This is a genomic window from Bradyrhizobium sp. BR13661, assembly GCF_029892425.1.
Lineage (GTDB): Bacteria > Pseudomonadota > Alphaproteobacteria > Rhizobiales > Xanthobacteraceae > Bradyrhizobium.
The window spans coordinates 70,330-88,217 of record NZ_JARXWB010000014.1 but is presented as its reverse complement, the minus strand read 5'-3'; the positions used below and the strand labels follow the sequence as shown (position 1 = coordinate 88,217).

Annotated in this window: 14 protein-coding genes; 10 read left to right on the top strand and 4 right to left on the bottom strand. The window is 64.1% G+C overall.

Annotated features, from left to right (window positions below; all coding sequences use genetic code 11):
* Positions 1 to 57: 57 nt before the first annotated feature.
* From M2427_RS22750 to poxB, 5 genes are all read left to right on the top strand, one after another.
* On the top strand, positions 58 to 1,155 hold the full coding sequence (locus M2427_RS22750) for a hypothetical protein (RefSeq protein ID WP_280708931.1): 1,098 nt from the start codon (positions 58 to 60) through the stop codon (positions 1,153 to 1,155).
* A 65-nt stretch (positions 1,156 to 1,220) separates the two neighbouring features.
* Complete coding sequence (locus M2427_RS22745) at positions 1,221 to 2,954, top strand: hypothetical protein (protein ID WP_280708930.1); 1,734 nt, start codon at positions 1,221 to 1,223, stop codon at positions 2,952 to 2,954.
* A 115-nt stretch (positions 2,955 to 3,069) separates the two neighbouring features.
* Entirely contained in the window at positions 3,070 to 3,990 is a 921-nt protein-coding gene (locus M2427_RS22740; protein WP_280708929.1) for a 2-dehydro-3-deoxygalactonokinase, read from the top strand.
* Between the two features lie 13 nt (positions 3,991 to 4,003).
* On the top strand, positions 4,004 to 4,636 hold the full coding sequence (locus M2427_RS22735) for a 2-dehydro-3-deoxy-6-phosphogalactonate aldolase (protein WP_280708928.1): 633 nt from the start codon (positions 4,004 to 4,006) through the stop codon (positions 4,634 to 4,636).
* 80 nt (positions 4,637 to 4,716) lie between these two features.
* Positions 4,717 to 6,453, top strand: a complete 1,737-nt coding sequence (poxB, locus tag M2427_RS22730) for a ubiquinone-dependent pyruvate dehydrogenase (RefSeq protein ID WP_280708927.1) — start codon at positions 4,717 to 4,719, stop codon at positions 6,451 to 6,453.
* On the opposite strand, the gene M2427_RS22725 is transcribed toward poxB, so the two are convergent.
* Both M2427_RS22725 and M2427_RS22720 read right to left on the bottom strand, forming a co-directional pair.
* Positions 6,454 to 6,819 (bottom strand): hypothetical protein, encoded by a 366-nt coding sequence (locus M2427_RS22725; protein ID WP_280708926.1) that lies wholly within the window; start codon positions 6,817 to 6,819, stop codon positions 6,454 to 6,456.
* 94 nt (positions 6,820 to 6,913) lie between these two features.
* A complete protein-coding gene (locus M2427_RS22720; protein WP_280708925.1) occupies positions 6,914 to 7,822 on the bottom strand; it encodes a hotdog domain-containing protein in 909 nt (302 codons plus the stop codon).
* A gap of 133 nt (positions 7,823 to 7,955) precedes the next feature.
* On the opposite strand from M2427_RS22720, the gene M2427_RS22715 reads away from it, so the two are divergent.
* From M2427_RS22715 to M2427_RS22705, 3 genes are all read left to right on the top strand, one after another.
* Positions 7,956 to 8,273, top strand: a complete 318-nt coding sequence (locus tag M2427_RS22715) for a hypothetical protein (RefSeq protein ID WP_280708924.1) — start codon at positions 7,956 to 7,958, stop codon at positions 8,271 to 8,273.
* 192 nt (positions 8,274 to 8,465) lie between these two features.
* Entirely contained in the window at positions 8,466 to 9,692 is a 1,227-nt protein-coding gene (locus M2427_RS22710; protein ID WP_280708923.1) for an LON peptidase substrate-binding domain-containing protein, read from the top strand.
* Positions 9,693 to 9,887: 195 nt separating this feature from the next.
* Positions 9,888 to 10,676, top strand: coding sequence for a hypothetical protein (locus M2427_RS22705; RefSeq protein WP_280708922.1), 789 nt, complete (start codon positions 9,888 to 9,890; stop codon positions 10,674 to 10,676).
* Positions 10,677 to 10,727: 51 nt separating this feature from the next.
* Here M2427_RS22705 and M2427_RS22700 read toward each other — a convergent pair whose 3' ends face one another.
* Both M2427_RS22700 and M2427_RS22695 read right to left on the bottom strand, forming a co-directional pair.
* Entirely contained in the window at positions 10,728 to 12,203 is a 1,476-nt protein-coding gene (locus tag M2427_RS22700) for an amidase (RefSeq protein WP_280708921.1), read from the bottom strand.
* A 108-nt stretch (positions 12,204 to 12,311) separates the two neighbouring features.
* Positions 12,312 to 13,418, bottom strand: a complete 1,107-nt coding sequence (locus tag M2427_RS22695; protein WP_280708920.1) for a ring-opening amidohydrolase — start codon at positions 13,416 to 13,418, stop codon at positions 12,312 to 12,314.
* Between the two features lie 1,212 nt (positions 13,419 to 14,630).
* On the opposite strand from M2427_RS22695, the gene M2427_RS22690 reads away from it, so the two are divergent.
* The gene (locus M2427_RS22690) at positions 14,631 to 16,967 is read left to right on the top strand and encodes a Tex family protein (RefSeq protein WP_280708919.1); all 2,337 of its coding nucleotides are present in this window, start codon (positions 14,631 to 14,633) and stop codon (positions 16,965 to 16,967) included.
* Positions 16,968 to 17,300: 333 nt separating this feature from the next.
* The gene (locus M2427_RS22685; protein WP_280708918.1) at positions 17,301 to 17,798 is read left to right on the top strand and encodes a hypothetical protein; all 498 of its coding nucleotides are present in this window, start codon (positions 17,301 to 17,303) and stop codon (positions 17,796 to 17,798) included.
* The last annotated feature ends 90 nt before the right edge of the window (positions 17,799 to 17,888 follow it).

Sequence of the window (17,888 nt, the reverse complement as noted above, 5' to 3'; positions counted from 1 at the left end):
ACGATTTCACGGCCTATGCGGCAACATGTGCTTGGATGAGCAGTCGGGAGAAGCAGCGTGAGCGATGCACAGAATCTGACGAGTCCGCCCCAGAATGAGGATAAGGCCACCGTCAGCCGCCAGAAGGACACTCAATTCAGTGCCATCAGCCCCGGTGCGGCCGGCTGGTTCGGAGCGGGCCTGGTCGGCCTCGCTTTGGTCTGCTTCGTGCTCGTCAATTGGAACACGCCGACGAACTCGCTGGGCTCGGCGGCGCTTGCCGGCACCGCCATTCTGGCGATCGGACTCGTCGCGTTGATCGTGCTCTCGCGCGCCGTCGGCATCGTCGAGCCGACCTCGGCACTCGGGCTACCGCCGGGTTCGATCAGGGCGCTGTTGGCGCTCGGGCTCGCGATCGTGTTCGTCTCGGTTGCCTCTTGGGTGCTCGGCGGACTGTTCGATCCCACCGGCCGCGCGATCAGCTCGGTGCAGATGCAGAAGAGCGAAGTCGAGGCCTTCCGCAAGAACTACCCGGATAGGGAGTATATCATCGGCGAAACCAGCGTTCCGGTGCAGACGGGCTCGCCGACCGAGGTCGTCGTGAAGGTCTATCTGAAGCAGGATCAGGGCATGCTCGACATGGCCAAGCAGATCCTGACCATCTCGGCGACGGTGCTGGTCACGGTGGTCGGCTTCTACTTCGGCAGCAACTCGTCGTCGGAAGCCCTGAAATCCGCGTTGGCCGGGCTCCAGGGCGGAGCCGGCCCGACCACGCCCGATGCGGTGTTGGGCATCGCACGCGAGATCGCAGGCGTCGCGACCGATGTCGGGAAGAAGATGACCGGGCTGGGTCCCGATCCGATGGCGCCGCTCGCCTCCGCCATGAAGGCCGCCGGCTCCGATGTGCGGACCAAGTTGTCCGCAACCCTCGTCGATGCCCAGCAGAGCTTCGACAGCCTCAAGCTTGCCCAGAAGGATCTGACCGACAAGGCCGATCGCGCCAAGGAATTGTCGGCGACGGTGAAGCCGGATTCTTCGGCGGCCGATCTCGCGCAGACCCGCGACCAACTGATTGCGTTGCGTACAGGCATCACCGAAGCGGGCCGCAAGTTCGACCAGAGCCTTGCAGCGTTTACCGCCGCCAGGGATGCAATCCTCCAAGGCACGGCGAAGTAAAAGGTCTCGCGAGCAAGCAACGCCAGGCATCTGCGGTTACATCGATCAGGCATGGACGAGCTGACATGACAACCGGCATCGTGACGACCGATAACCTCACGCTCCGCAAGACGCCGGATCCGAACGGTGTCTCGCTCGGGATCCTGCAAAAGGGGGCGGTGTTCGACGCCATCGTCGACGACACCGAGAACAACGTGCGGTGGTGGCTGGTGTCGACCAAGTTCGATGCCGAGACCCGTGTCGGTTGGCTCCAGGCCCAGTTCATCAAGTTCGACCAGCCGGTTGTGGGCCAGCTTGACTGGAGCAAGGCGCCTCAGGTCGGCTCCGCGGGCTTTCATTCCTTCCAGGGTGGACAAAGGTGGAGGTTCGACAACGACGGGGTCTATCTCGAGAACAATCCAGACAAGCCGATCCGGTCGGGCGGCGAGCCCAGGACTTGCGCGGCGATTCTCGATTTTTACGAACAGGCGATCTTCGATGCCGCGGTGAAGCATGGCATCCCGCCCGAACTGCTTGTGATGACGATTGCGACCGAGACCGGTGACTGCCGCAACAGCAACTTTACGGGTGTTCCGACTTTTCGCTGGGAGGCCGCGCACAAGACCTATAGCGCCGGACCTATGCAAACCCTCGCGACGACGGCGGAAGAGGTCATCGCGACCCTCCAGCTCGATTACAATAAGAATGCTGTTGCGCCCGCATTTGCGGTGAAGCCTAATCCGATTCCCACCGATCTGAAATTGTACGATGGCGAGATCAACATCGACATCGGCACCGGTGAGATCAAGCTCAACAACAAGCGCCACAATACCGGCTTCGATCCGATCCTGGTCGCAGCTTGCTACAACCACGGCCACCTCGAAGCGAGTGGTGCGAACCCGTGGAATCTGTTCACCGCCGGCGATCATCTCAACCGGTCCGCCGTGTGGTTCGGAGATGCGTGCTTCCTGTTGAAAAAGCTGCGCAGCGGCGGATTGATCGATCCGCAAGTGGCGAGGTCCAATCCGCAAAATGTCGTCAACGAAAGCGATCCAGACAATTTCCAGATCACGGGCCTGTTGAGCGCGGACGCGGACGGGGAGATCGCCTACTTCCAGGACGCCGGAGCGCAGGCGAAGAAGCTACAGACGCCAGACGGATTTTTCACTGTTTTCGTCAGCTTCCCCAAGGACCTCACGGAGCAGCCTTCCCAGCCCACACAACCAACACAACAGGGTGGGCTGCCCGGTGTCGCTTTCGACGGGCCCCCCGACAAGGACCACTACTACCTCTGCATCGAGCGGATCAGGACCGAGGAGAGGAGGGGGATCAACTACCCCAGGACCGTCGGCATCTATCAGGCCTATTTCAAGGGCGAGAAAATTCCGGAGATCTCCGGCATGGTGTGTGAGCGGCAGGGGCCCGGCGACAACACGACGATCGGCCAAGCCAAGCATGCGCGCCTCAAGGCCGGCCCCTATCCGTTGTTCACGCATGCCGGTGCCAGTCAGAAATACAGCACGCACAATTTTACCCAATCGACCGCAATCGGTGCGCTCAGGCGCCCGTGCCTACGCGTCGAGAATACCGGTGTGCGGGAAGGCGTCCTGATTCATCCGGCCCAGGGATTCCTGTGGAGCGAGGGCTGCCTCAATTTGAGCGGCCCGTTGAGTAAGGCGACGGACAATATAGACTATGTCGAGAGCCGGCGACGGGTGCTTGCGCTAATCGACAGCATGGCCAAGAATATACCTGATTTTCCGAGCGCAGATAACGAGGACACCCACGCCATCCTCTTGATCCGCGACCACGACACCTGATTGCGGCGCGAACGGCCGCGGTCCACATAGACGAGTTCCGCTCCAAAGGGTGGCCCCGACGCCGATCGACGTGCTATGAGGCGCGCGATCGTCGACAGAATTTTCAGGGCCATCAATGGATGCACGCGAACCCGCTTATGTCGCAGTGGACTGGGGCACCAGCAGCTTTCGGCTCTGGCTGGTGGATCGCACAGGGCGGGTGCTGGCCGAGCGCCGCAGCGATGAGGGCATGCTGGCTGCGGCCAAGGCCGGCTTCCCCGGCGTGCTGCAAGCGCATCTGGCCGCGGTTCAAGCGCCCGATCATCTGCCGGTCCTGGTTTGCGGCATGGCCGGCGCCAAGACTGGCTGGGTCGAGGCCGGTTATGTCGACACGCCGGCGCCGCTGTCCGCGATCCTGAGGCAGGCCGCGCGCGTGCCGGGCGAGGCGCGCGACATCCGTATCCTGCCTGGTATCGCGCAGCGCGACGCAGCCGCGCCGGACGTGATGCGTGGCGAGGAGACGCAGCTGCTCGGCGCGCTCGGCCTTGATGCCGCTGGTGAGGCGCTGGTCTGCATGCCCGGCACGCACTCGAAATGGGTGCGCGTGAAGGACGGCACGGTTGAAGGCTTCTCCACCTTCATGACCGGCGAGCTGTTCAGCGTCGTCTCGCGCGAGACGATCCTATCGCTCGCGGTCGCCGGCGCTGATGAGGCCGAGGATGTCGCGAGCTTCAATTCGGCCGTGAAAGCCGCGTTCGAGGCGCCGGCTTTCGCCGCCAATTTGCTGTTCACCGCAAGGTCGCGGCAGCTCTTGTTCGGCAGCACGCCGGCTGCGGCGCGCGAGACGCTGTCGGGTACGTTGATCGGCGCGGAGCTCGCGGCGGGCCTTTCGGGCAGTGTGCCAAAGGCCGGCATCACGCTGATTGCCTCGGGTCGGCTGGCGGCCCTGTATCGGCAGGCTTTCGATGCATTGTCGGTGACTGTGAACCCGATCGATGCCGATGAAGCGGTGCGCCGCGGCCTCTCGATGGCGGCTGCCGCGATCTGGACGAAGTAAGAGGATCTTTGAGATGAGCGTTCCCTTTCCGCCGATGAAGCGGCCCCTGGTCGCGATCCTGCGCGGCGTCAAGCCGGAGGAGACCGAGGCCATCCTCAGTGTGCTGATCGAGGCCGGCATGACCGCGATCGAAATTCCCTTGAACTCGCCCGATCCGTTCCGCTCCATCGGCATCGCCGCGAAGCTCGCGCCCGCAGGCGTGCTGATCGGCGCCGGTACGGTGCTGTCAGCGGCGGACGTCGATCGTCTCGACGATGCCGGCGGCAAGCTGATGGTCTCGCCGAATGTCGATGTCGAGGTGCTGGCGCGGGCGCATCAGCACGGCATGGCGACGCTGCCCGGCGTGTTCTCGCCGACCGAAGCGCTGCTCGCGGCCCGCTCCGGTGCGTCCGGCTTGAAGTTCTTTCCGGCGAGCGTGCTCGGCGCCTCCGGCATTGCCGCGATCCGCGCCATTCTCCCCGCCGGCGTGATGATCGCCGCCGTCGGCGGCGTCTCCGACCAGAATTTTGCCGAGTACATCAAGGGCGGCGTCACCGCGTTCGGGCTCGGCTCCAGCCTGTACAAGCCTGGCATGTCGGCCGCCGATGTCGCCGCGCGCGCGAAGACGACGATCGAGGCCTATGATCGGGCGATTGCGAAAGACTGAAACGCCAATAAACAAGCCGTGATGCGGTCGCGGTCGCGCGTTGTCCTATCTTGCACCACTCGCAAGACCAGGAGACCGACATGGCAATCAACAACATCGCCGATCTGTTCGTGGCAACGCTCGAACAGGCGGGCGTCAGGCGCATTTATGGCATTGTCGGCGACAGCCTGAACGGTCTCACCGAAGCGCTGCGTCGTCGCGGCACCATCGATTGGATCCATGTTCGTCACGAGGAGGTCGCTGCGTTCGCGGCCGCCGGCGAAGCCGAGATGACCGGCAGCCTTGCGGTATGCGCCGGCTCCTGCGGTCCGGGCAATCTGCATCTGATCAACGGTCTGTTCGACGCGCACCGCAGCCGCGTGCCCGTGCTGGCGATTGCGGCGCAAATCCCGTCGGCCGAAATCGGCGGCGGCTATTTCCAGGAGACCCATCCGCAGAACCTGTTTCGCGAATGCAGCCATTATTGCGAGCTGATCTCGGACGCGAGCCAGTTGCCTTTCGTGCTGGAGAACGCGATCCGCGCCGCGGTGGGCCTGCGCGGCGTCGCCGTCGTCGCCATGCCCGGCGATGTCGCGTTCCGCTCACCGCCGAAGCGCGCGCTGTCGACGACGCGCGGGCTTGCTCTCGCAGCGCCCAAGGTCGTGCCTGATATCGACGAACTGAAGGCACTTGCAGATCTCCTCAACGGCGCCGAGCGCATCACGCTGTTCTGCGGCCGCGGCTGCGCCGGCGCGCATGCGCCGCTGATGCAGCTGGCAGAAAGCCTCAAGAGCCCGATCGTGCACGCGCTCGGCGGCAAGGAGCATGTCGAATACGACAACCCCTACGATGTCGGCATGACCGGCTTCATCGGCTTCTCGTCGGGTTACGCGGCCATGCACGCCTGCGACGCGCTGGTGATGTTAGGGACGGATTTCCCCTACAAGCAGTTCTTCCCCGATGATGCGAAGGTCGCGCAGATCGACATCCGACCGGAAAATCTCGGCCGCCGCTGCAGGATCGATCTCGGCCTCGTCGGCGACGTCAAGCTCACCATCGAGGCGCTGCTGCCGCTGCTCAAGACCAGCACGCAGCGCAAGCATCTCGACGACGCGATCGCGCATTACAGGAAGGCGCGCGAAGGTCTCGACTCGCTTGCCAAGGGCACGCCGGGGGCCAGGCCGATTCATCCGCAATATCTGGCAAAGGTCATCAGCGACCACGCCTCTGACGACGCCGTCTTCACCGCCGATGTCGGTACCCCCACGGTTTGGGCCGCGCGCTATCTCAACATGAACGGCCGCCGCCGGCTGATCGGCTCGTTCGTGCACGGCTCGATGGCCAATGCGATGCCGCAGGCGATCGGTGCGCAGGCCGCGCAGCCCGGCCGCCAGGTGATCTCGCTATCGGGCGATGGCGGCTTCACCATGCTGATGGGCGATCTGATCACGCTGACGCAGATGAAGCTGCCGGTGAAGGTCGTCGTCTTCAACAACGGCGTGCTCGGCTTCGTCGCGCTGGAGATGAAGGCGGCGGGCTTCGTCGACACCAATGTCGATCTGGAAAACCCTGACTTCGCGGCGATGGCACGCGCGATGGGCATCTTTGCCAAACGCGTCGAGGATCCCGGTGAGCTCCCGGGCGCCATGAAGGAGATGCTGGCCCACGACGGACCCGCGCTGCTCGACGTCGTCACCGCCAAGCAGGAGCTGTCGATGCCGCCGACCATCACGGCCGAGCAGGTCAGGGGTTTCAGCCTGTGGGTGCTGCGCGCGGTGATGAGTGGCCGCGGCGACGAGGTGATCGATCTCGCGAAGACGAATCTGCTGTCGCGCTAATCAGCCGCGTTTCGCCGACGGCAAGGGCAACCGTTCATGGCGGCGCTGGAAGCGCTGCCAGTGCAGCACGATTCCGATCAGCACCGCCGGCATGAAGCCGAGCACGAACAGCCAGTGCGGCAGCTCCTTCGGCGAGATGAAGGCGATGGCGATGTCCGAGATCAGCCAGAGCGCTGCGAACATCACCGCGAAATCCGTCCGCGGGCAGCGCAGATAGTAGAACACGGCGGTGATGATCACAGCGGGCCCGATCGCGATGGCGATCATGACCGCCGTCAGTTCCTTCGGCGTCACCGCGTCGAGCACCATCGAGGCCAACAGCCAGATGGCGGCAAACATGGCGACGATGTCGATCGGATGCCGCAACCGAATACCTTTCGCGGAAATGCGCTATGGTCGAGTTCCAAAACCTTGACGTCAAGCCTTTGACGTCAAGCCCATTCCGTCAAGTAAAATACCCCTATTCCTCGTCATTATCAGGCGTCGGGCGCAACATGAAATGGCCAAAAGCGGAGGCGATCGGCTTGTCCGGATTGTCCTGCCAGGCCCGCGCCTCGAAGGCGACGATACGCCTTCCCTGTTTCACGATCGAGACATTGGCGATGGTGTCCAGCGCCCGGCCGGAGCGCAGGTAATTGACGGTCAATCCGATCGGCTTCGGCAACGTGGCGATCCCGAGCTCACGCCGCACGCCGAGAATAGCCGTGGTCTCGAGGAACGCGCCGGTCATGCCGCCATGGATCGCCGGCAGGATCGGGTTGCCGATGATCTGCGGCGAGAACGGCATTGTCAGCGTGCCGTCATCATTGACGCGAATGCCGAGGGCGCGTGCGAACGGGCTGTTGGCGAACGGGCCGTCCGGATCGTCAGGCGCTTCCAGCGTCGGGATACTGCGTACATCCATCCGGCGGTCCGCAAGCATGTTGGTGCGGTTGGCGCCGATCACGAAGCAGCCGGTCGCGGTCGCCACCGGATCGTCCTCGGAGTCCTGATAGGCCGTGGAGCGGACGAAGGCGATCGAGCGGGTGGTGCGGTAGCACACCGAATGCGCCTTGATGGCAAGGCCGGGCGTCGCCGGTTTCTGGTAGTCGATGCGCAGATCGAGCGTTGCGATGGCGCTGGTGCCGTCGAGCGCAAGCTGCACCGCCATGCCGCAGCTCTCGTCCAGCATCGCGGTGACGACACCGCCATGCAGCACGCCGGTCTCGGTGTCGCCGACGAAGACGGGGCGATAAGGTAGGCTCGACCAGGCCTCAGCAGGTGCGAACCGGTCGAGCTGAAGCCCGCTGATATGGCCGTAATCGGAGCGGCGGCCCTTGATGGCCTCGGCAAGTTCCTCGAACGGAATTGTGGTCGGTGAATTGGACATGACGACGTTCTAGACCAGTGTCGAGCGCCGCGCAAAACCCGGCATGCAACCCCGCGCGGCGCCGTTTGGCCTCGACAGATCAGGCCGAAGCAACGATGGTGGGCGTTCGTCCATCGCCCGCGAGGAGTATCCCATGGCTGACCCCGAAACACCCGCCGCCAAAGAGGGGCCCGTCACCATTTCCGTATCGAGCTCGGAGCGGGCACCGATCATCTATTTCGACGGCGCATCCTGCTTCGGCCATCACAATGGCGCCATCCAGATCGAGCTCGCCGCCAACCTCTTGATGCCGATCGGTGCCGCCGTCAGGGTCGACGTGGTCCAGACCGCGCATCTGCGCTGCAGCCCGGCGGCAGCGATGGCCTTGCGCGAAGCGCTCGACAAGGCGCTCGCGATGCTCAGACTCGGTCAGCAGCAGCCAGACGAAGCGATCCCGACGGTGAAGAACTGAGTGAGCAAGAACTGAGATTGACAGCCATCAGGCTTTGCGTCACTTTTCGTGCAGGTTGATACGACCTGCCGGTTGCACCCTCCGTGGTACGGTGAATGTATCGAGCCTTGATCGGCCCCCCTTTGCCCGAGCGACCGGGTCAGCAACGCAACCACCTGACACACCTGGATCGCTCATGCAGAGGACGAACCGATGCGCGATTTTCGCGATGCCAAGGCTATGGCGCAGACCCTGCGCGACTCCCTGACCACCAAGGCCGTCACCATCAGCCACAGCGAGAGCCTGGAGCTGGTGTCGAAAATGTTCGGCGTTGCCGACTGGAACACGCTGTCCGCGCTGCTTCACGCCGAGCGGCGTGAACCGGCCGCGCCGATCGTAAAATTCAAGAGTTCGACAGCGGTCTATCCCGCCGTCCCCTTGCGCGACTTCGTGCCGTTCCCGGGGGCGACCTTTCCGTTGTTCGTCGGGCGCGAGAACACCGTTCTTGCCCTCAACCATGCATTCGAGAACGAACGTGAAATGGTTTGCGCGATCCAGCGCGATAGCGGCGTCGACGAGCCGCGATTTGGCGACGTCTACGAGGTCGGCGTGCTGGTTCAATTGGTCGAGCTCGAACGGCTCCAGGACGGTTCGATCAGGGTGCTTACGCGTGCACTCCGTCGCGTCGCGATGCGCGGCTTCGCAGCGCTGCTGAACGGCTATTGGTCCGAGGCTTCCGAATTGCAGGAAAGTCCGCCCGCTGACGCGCCCGATCTGATGCGCCGGGCCATCCAGCGTTTCGACGATTACGCAGCCGCACATGGCTTGCTGATGCCCGACATCTGGTTGTTCTTCGATCAGACGGGCGACATTGGCCGTATTGCCGATACCATGGCGATGCGTATGAAGCTGCCGGTCAAGGACAAATACGAATTGCTGGCAATCCTCGATCCCGTGAAGCGGCTGGAAAAGATCGACGGGCTACTGGACGTGCAGGCTCGCCCGTTGGCTCCGGCCTATGATGCCACACGCCGCCGGGCGCTCTTCCTGGCCGATCAGCGCCGCCATCAGTTTGCGACGCTCGAACACTTGCTGCTGGCTCTGACCGAAGACAGCGATGCCGCGCCCGTCCTGCAGGCCAGCAACGCCGATCTCGGCCTGCTCCGGCAGAACCTCACCGACTATATCGACAAGGAGCTCGCGCACACCGTGATCGAGACGGGCACCGCGGTTCCGACCCCCGCATTCCGGCGCGTCGATCGCCGAGCCGCACTTATCGCTCAGGAGTTCGGCAACCCTGAAGTGACCGGCATCAATGCGCTTGTCGCTCTCTTTCCGGAGACGCGAAGCCCTGCGGCGCGCCTGCTTGCCGACCAGGGCATATCACGCTTCCGCGTGGACAAGGCCATCGCGCGAAGCGCTGGCAAGGATAAAGGCTAGACTCGCGGGGGACCGCTCAGGCGTTCGTCACATGCAGCAGATTATCTGCGCCGTTAAGGCGGCGCAGTCGAGGCCGGTGTCGATGACGTCGGCGAGGTTGCTTTACGTCAGGATGCAGCGGCACGTTGAGGTAGATCAAAGACGATGGGGCGGGCCAGCGCTATCTGAAAGGATATCCTTTCGTGGAGAGCGCCCATGCGTATCTCAATCGCTGCTGCGGCCCTGATGTGGATACTTGCCGGCACGTCAACACGAGCGGCTTCCTTCGATCCTCACGGGAATCTCTGGGTCACTTGCCACGCGGGATCCTTGACGGGGCACGAGTTCAAGGGCGGCACTCACATCTACCGCTTCAAGGGGCAATGCGAGTTCGGCGGCAAGACATGGGTTTCAAACCAGCCCTACTCGATTGAGGGGACTTGGGACGGCGAGCGCGCTAAGGAGAAGGTGGACTTTCCCGGAAACGGGGGCATCACCTCGGTGGCGCTCTGCACGAATTTCTCAACCCAGGGAGTCCAATTGGTGGACCCATGGTTGGATTTCGCATTATGCAGCACCATATCTCGCAACAGGAGCGTCTCTTCAGGGGCATCGGCGGCATTTCTGCTCCTTCTGGACCAGTGGGCCGCCCCCGATCCCCAAAGCGCGGCTTTTCTATCCGTGTTCCAGAGGCAGAGTCTTGCTCAAGAATTGCCGAAGGTACGGAGTATCGTGCGGCAGGCGAAGGTGATCTACCCGCCGGACGGTTACGTGGCGAAGTTCGGCGAAAAGGTGAGCTTCCACGTTATCGCCGATCCGGCCGACCAGTTGAGGCTGATCGCCTCGTCCCCTCTGACAATCTTCGCACTCACCAACAGCAAGCAACAGGGAAACGACGTCTATCTGCTCTATCAGCTTTTGACGCCCGGGGAGCAGTTCTACCAGTTTGGAAGTCCGTTCATCAATCCCAGCCCTGTGCGCAAGCTCATTGTCGGCAATCCCTGATATGCTTCACTCCGGCTGCTCCGTATCGGAGGCCTGAGGACACGCGGCAGCTCAGGCGTTGCTCACATGCACCTTCGGCCTCTTGTCGCCGTTCCACTTGCCGTCCAGCGCGCGCTCGATCTGGGCGGCGAGTTGCAGCAGCAGGCCGTCATTGGCCTGCTTCGCAATCGCCTGGATGCCGAGCGGCAGGCCGTGGTCCTGGCCGGCCATCGGCATGGAGATCGCCGGCATGCCGCAGAGATTGGCGAGCGGGGTGAAGGCGAAGAAGCGCCAGAGATTGCCGAACCAGTCGAGCACGTCAGGATTGTCGGAGATGGTGAGATATTCCTTCGTGCCGACCTTCGGCGTCGGCAGCGCCGTGATCGGCGTCAGGATCACGTCCCACTGCTCGAAGAAGCTGCCGAAGCCGCGCGAGGTCGTGTTGAACACGGCCTGCATCTTCGCCCGGTCGGCGAAGCTGGTGTGAAGTCCGGCTTCCCAGATCCGGACGTTCATCGGCTCGATCAGATCCTCCGGCGGGCGCTCCAGCCCGCGCGCGGCCAGCATGTTGGAGATCACCACGGAGAAGTTCGAGATGTAGCAGGTGGTCTGCGCCGCAAAGGCCGCGCGGAAATCGAGCTCGGGCAGCGCGTAGTCGACGTGGTGGCCGAGGCCCTCGAGGAAGCGGCCGGTCTTCTCCAGCTCGGCGGCGATCTCGGGCGTTGCGGTATAGTCGCCCCAGCTGTGCGACAGCGCGATGCGCAGCTTCGAGGGATCACGCTTGATCATCTCGCTGTAAGGCTGCGCGGTGGTCCAGAACGGCATGAACTCGCCGGGCGCAGGGCCACGGGTGTGGTCGACGAAAGCCGCGGTGTCGCGCACCGTGCGCGATTGGCAGCCCTGGATTGACACGAGGCCGGTGAGGTCGGACATGTGCGGCGCCAGCGAGAACACGCCGCGCGAGACTTTCAATCCGATATTGCCGTTGACGCCGGCGGGAATGCGAATCGAGCCGCCGCCGTCGGTGGCATGTGCGATCGGCACCACGCCGGCCGCGACCATCGCGGCGCTGCCCGCCGACGAGCCGCAGGTGGTGTAGTCGGTATTCCAGGGATTGCGGGTGACGTAGACGGCCGGGTTGTCGGCCGAAGAGCACACGCCGAATTCCGGCGTGGTCGTACGACCGATCAGGTTCAATCCTGCCTGGCGGAATTTACCGGTGAGGAACGTGTCGGCCGCCGCGCGATTGCCGCGCATTAGCAGCGAGCCCATTTCCTGCGGCCGGCCCTTCATGGTCGGACCCAGATCCTTCATCAGGAAGGGCAGGCCGGCGAACGGACCCGCGAGATTGGCGCCGTCCTTGGCGGGATCGGCGATCACGTCGTCGAACAGCTCGACCACGCCGGACAGCGTTGGATTGACCTTGGCGACGGCGGCGGCGGCCTGTCGTGCCAATTCCTTTGCCGTCAGCTCACCCTTGCGGACGCGCGCCGCCAGGCCGACGCCATCGTGCTGCGCCCATTCGTTCCAGCTCATCGGCAAAGTCATGAAGTCCAAATCCCCTTGAGATGCGGCGCCACCTTCTTCGCAAGGGCCCGCGTGAATCAACTGAGCCGGCGCGAAGGGCAGGGTTGCGCCGGGCGCGGAGAGTTGCGCTCATTGGTATAAGCGCGCGATCACCGCAACCGGACCGCCGCCGGCGGGGCCCTGGTGCTCAGCGCCGCCGGAGACGTAGATCGCGCCGGTAGCGGCAAGACCGGCGATCAGGCCGCCGACCGCCGCACGGGCGTGGCGTGTCGAGCTGATGTCGGTATCTTCAAGCATAGTGTGGCGGAAGCCGCGCACGGTGCCGTCAGGCGAGGCCTCGGCCTTGGCGAAGATGTTGACGAGCTCGCGGCCTGCCGTCGCCTGCGCACCAAGTCCGACGCCAGTCAGTGCCTCGGTCACCGCGGCAGCGTCGATTGCGTCTTTCATCACGGCATGCGCGATCTCGAAGTCGCTGGCCGAGCCTTCCGAATTACCGAGCACGATGACGACGTTGTGCATCAGCTCGATGCCTGACGAGGTCGAGGCGACCTTCGAGAACAGATCGTAGCGCCGCAATACGTCGCTATCGCTGATGTCGGCGGTGATTTCACCGAGCGCGACCGCAACCCCGAGCGCGGAGGCGCCGCGCGAATAGGCCATCGAGCTGTAGGCGCTGATCGTCGCCGTCTTGTGGCCGCGCGCGGCTGCCGCCTCGACCCGCTCGCTGGTCAGCAGTGGGCATTTGATCTGGACGAAATGGACGTCGGCCGGATCGGTGATGCCGGCATCTTCCATCGCGGCCTTCACCGCCTTGGCGGTGTCGTCGATCTGCGCCGAGCGGCCAAGTTCTTCGGGCAGGAAATCGCGCGTCTGCGCCATGCCGATGCTCAGGCGCTTGCCGGAGATCCCTGCCGGTGGTGTGGCGATCCGCTGGCGCGTGAACACCGTGATGTGCGGGCTGAGCACGCCTTCGGTGCCGCCGGACATCACGAAGGCGATGCGCTGCTCGACTTCATGGGGCGTCAGATCGAGCTTTGGCGCCAGCGCCGCGCACAGCGCGGCGACGGCATACTCCCGGGTAAAGTCGTTGACGCCGCCATTACCCTCGGTCTTGCCCAGGATCGCCAGGATGGAGGCCGGATCGATCGCGCCTGAAACAATCAGCCGCATCAGGCCGGAAACGTCGCCGGGGCCCCTGGTGGCGATCTTGAAGACGCCGACCGATGTTGTCCGCATGAAGTGTCCCCGTGGGCAGTCCGGTGGTCCGGCACGGGCACCCAGCCTCGGAAGCGGGGTGGATGTCAATCCCCGCTGCAAACCCCGGTGTCGTCCTGGCGAAGGCCAGGACCCAATACCCCAGCGAGGCGTTTGGCGAAGACTCGTCGTTCGGTACCTCTACCAAGCCCGACCGATAGATCACGCGGTATGGGTCCTGGCTTTCGCCAGGACGATACTAAGAATGTGGCGCGCGTCAGTGATCGCCCGCCCCCCTGTGTCGCGGCCTGTCAATCCCTCTCGTCGAAAATATTCCACTTTACCGAAATTCGGATTTGTCGTATATGTCGCCCATCCTGATCCGGCGAAAAGGGGCGGTCGTACGTCGTCACGAGCCGCGGATCGGGTCGCGGTGGACGCGGGCAGCGCCGTCGCGGATGTGAGCGCAGGGTGGGGCGATGGATTGAGCCGAACCCCGTGAGCGCCTCGCAAGCCGCGTTGTACGAACGGCGCCAAAGCCCTGCGAAGCCCTTAGGGGCGAAGCAGGATCTGCTCGCGTACGGCAAAACCGTGTGGTCCCGGCCGTCGTCGCTACGGCCAAGTCTTGCGGATGCGGCATCGGCGCCAACCGGCGCGGTGCCGGTGAATTTCGTGAGGCGAGGGAGGCCAGAAGGAATTCGGCTCCCGGGAGAGCACGGCATAAGCCGTCCGAACATCGCGCAGGGAAGGCCGTGTGTTCGGCCACACCTGTATGCTGCTGTGCGGTCTTTTTGCGCTACATCTTGCGCAGCAGACCGCGGGTGCGAGGTCAGCACCCGGCCTTCCCTGCGCCCTTTGTTTGAAGGGCGTGAAGCGAAAAGCAAAACTCGGGCGAAATCAGCCGCGAGAGCGCGAAGGTGTGCCCAACTCACGATGGTCGAACACGTGAATCATTTGAACGCTCCTCGTGCCCCGGACGCCATCAGCGCGTGTACGCGCGTCTTTGACGCGCTATGGCGCACCCCTTCGGCTCTGCGCAGCAACGCAAGAGCGTTGCAGCGCGTCCGGGACACGAGCGCCAATACCCGCGCCATCCCCACGATTGTGGCGGGATCGCATCGGTCTGGCAAAAAAAATCCTCTGTCGACGGTTGCGCGCCGCATCTTGATGAATCAACCTCGGTTGGTTCATAAGCGGCGTCCCGCGGCCGGATTGCGGTCTGCGTCGCGTGCTTGGACATAAAGGGATTCTCGCGTGGCAAATATCAACCAGAAAATTGCGCAGGAGCTTGGGGTACGGGCGGAGCAGGTCGAGGCGGCGGTGACGCTGCTGGACGGTGGCGCCACGGTTCCCTTCATCGCCCGCTACCGCAAGGAAGCGACCGGTGCGCTCGACGACGCGCAATTGCGCACCCTGGAGGAGCGCCTGGTCTATCTGCGCGAGCTCGAAGACCGCCGCAAGGCGATCCTCGAATCAGTGCGCGAGCAGGGCAAGCTCGATGCCGCACTTGAAGCCTCCATCCTTGCCGCCGACAGCAAGGCGCGCCTCGAAGATATCTATCTGCCGTTCAAGCCGAAGCGCCGCACCAAGGCGGAGATCGCCAAGGAAGCCGGCCTCGAGCCGCTCGCCGTCAAGTTGATGGCTGAGCCGGGCAATGATCCGAAGGTCGTCGCCGAGGGCTTCATCAACGCCGAGAAGGGCGTTGCCGATGCCGCGGCTGCGCTCGACGGCGCCCGCGCCATCCTGGTCGAACGCTTCGACGAGGACGCCGATCTGATCGGCGCCTTGCGCGAGGACATGTGGACCAATGCGCGCATGGCGTCCAAGGTGCGCGAGGGCAAGAAGACCGAGGGCGAAAAATTCGCCGACTATTTCGACTTCTCCGAGCCGCTAACTAAACTCCCCTCTCATAGAATTCTCGCGATGTTCCGCGGCGAGAAGGAAGAGATCCTCGATCTCCAGATCCAGGCCGAGGAGGCGCCGCCCGCCGGCGTGCCGGGGGCGTATGAGCTGAAGATCATGAAGCGGTTCGGCATCGCCGACCTCAAGCGCGCCGGCGACCGCTGGCTGATCGACACGGTGCGCTGGGCCTGGCGCACCAAGATCCAGGTGCATCTCAACATCGATTTGCGCATGCGGCTGTGGAACGCGGCCGAGACCGAGGCGGTACGCGTCTTCGCCTCGAACTTGCGCGACCTGCTGCTGGCCGCGCCCGCCGGCACCCGCGCCACCATGGGTCTCGACCCCGGTTTCCGCACCGGCGTCAAGGTCGCCGTCACCGACGCGACCGGCAAGGTGGTCGATACCGCCGTGATCTATCCGCACGAGCCGCAGCGGCAGTGGAACGAGGCGCTCGCGATCCTCGGCAAACTCGCCATCAAGCATCGCGTCGAGCTGATCGCGATCGGCAACGGCACCGCCTCGCGCGAAACCGATAAGCTCGCGGGCGATCTGGTGAAGGGCCTGGCTGAGCTGAAGATGAGCAAGATCGTGGTGTCGGAAGCCGGCGCGTCGGTCTATTCGGCCTCGGCCTTCGCGTCGGAGGAGTTGCCGGATCTCGACGTCACCCTGCGCGGCGCGGTCTCGATTGCGCGGCGTCTGCAGGATCCGCTCGCCGAGCTCGTCAAGATCGAGCCCAAGGCGATCGGCGTCGGCCAGTACCAGCACGATCTCGGCCAGGCCAAGCTGGCAAAATCACTCGATGCCGTGGTCGAAGACTGCGTGAACGCGGTCGGCGTCGACGTCAACACCGCCTCGGCACCGCTGCTCGCGCGCGTGTCCGGCGTCGGATCCGGCCTGGCGCAGAGCATCGTCGCGCACCGTGACGCCAACGGTCCGTTCAAGTCGCGCAAGGCGCTGAAGGAGGTGCCGCGGCTCGGTCCGAAGGCATTCGAGCAATGCGCCGGCTTCCTGCGCATCCTCGGCGGCGAGGATCCGCTCGACGCCTCAGGCGTGCATCCGGAAGCCTATCCGGTCGTGCGCCGCATCCTCGCGGCGACCAAGAGCGACATCAAGGCGCTGATCGGCGCGAGCGAGATCGTGCGTACGCTGAAGCCGAAGGATTTCGTCGACGAGACCTTCGGTCTGCCGACCGTCACCGATATCCTGAAGGAATTGGAAAAGCCCGGCCGCGACCCGCGTCCGGCGTTCAAGGCGGCGGTGTTCAAGGAAGGCGTCGAGGAGATCAAGCATCTCCAGAAGGGCATGATCCTCGAGGGCACCGTGACCAACGTCGCAGCCTTCGGCGCCTTCGTCGACATCGGTGTTCACCAGGACGGCCTCGTCCACATCTCGGCGATGTCGAAAAACTTCATCAAGGATCCGCGCGAGGTGGTGAAGCCCGGCGACATCGTCAAGGTGAAGGTGCTGGACTTCGAGGTCGCCCGCAAGCGCATCTCGCTGACGCTGCGCCTCGACGACGAAGTCGGCACCAAGAAGGAGGCCCCCGGCATGCAGCGCGACAATAGCGCCCGCAACCCCGCCCGCATGACCTCGTCGGCCCCGCGCAAGCCGGAAGCCTCCGGCGGTGGCGGCGCGCTGGCTGAAGCGATGCGCCGGGCGGCAGAGAAGAACAACGGCAAGCGGGCGTGAGATATTAACCTCTCCCCGCTCTTTGCGGGGAGAGGTCGGAATGCGCGCGCAGCGCGGATTCCGGGTGAGGGGCCGGGCAACCTGTGAGCCGGATGAATTGTCCATCCGACTCCGGCGCGCTGTGTCCTCCAACTCGGGAATCGCATTCGTGGAAGCAGCCCCTCACCCCACCCTCTCCCCGTAAGAACGGGGCGAGGGAGTAAGAGAGCTGGGCAATCTAACTTCCGCGTCAGAATCTGGCGCGCTTGTAAGTTGAAGCTGCCTGCCGGTTCGTCTCATCTGATCATCCTCGCGCGGCCGAAATACCGCCGCGCAGCACGGAGGATGGCTTCGATGGACAACAGGATTCTCAAAGGCCTCACTGCGGTGACGATCGCCGCAGTGATGGCGGTTGCTTCACCGGTACTCGCCCGAGGTGGTGGCGGTGGCGGCGGTCACGGTGGCGGCATGGGAGGCGGTGGTCACTTCGGCGGCGGCATGCGTGCCGGCGGCTTCGGTGGCGGCATGCATGTTGGCGGCATGGGCGGCGCACATTTTGCCCATGTCGGCGGACCTGGCTTCGGCGGACCTGGTTTCGGCAGACCTGGCTTCGGCGGCGCGCGCTTCGCGCATGCGGCGATCGGGCCGCGCTTCGCCGGCGCCGGCTGGCATGGCGGGCACTTCATCGGCCGTCACGCCTTTTTCTTCCACCATCACCATCACTTCCGCCGCTTCGCGGTCTTCGGCGCGCCCTACTATTATTCCAACTATTACGACGACGGCTGCTGGCGCAGGAGCTTGACGGCCTATGGCTGGCAATGGGTCAATGTGTGCGGGGAAAATTGGTACTAGCATCGCCGGACCGCACCATTGTCGCGATCGCCACCGGGTGGTTCCGCTCAGCCCCGGAACGGGATAATCTGGTGGCGATCGTCGCGCGGA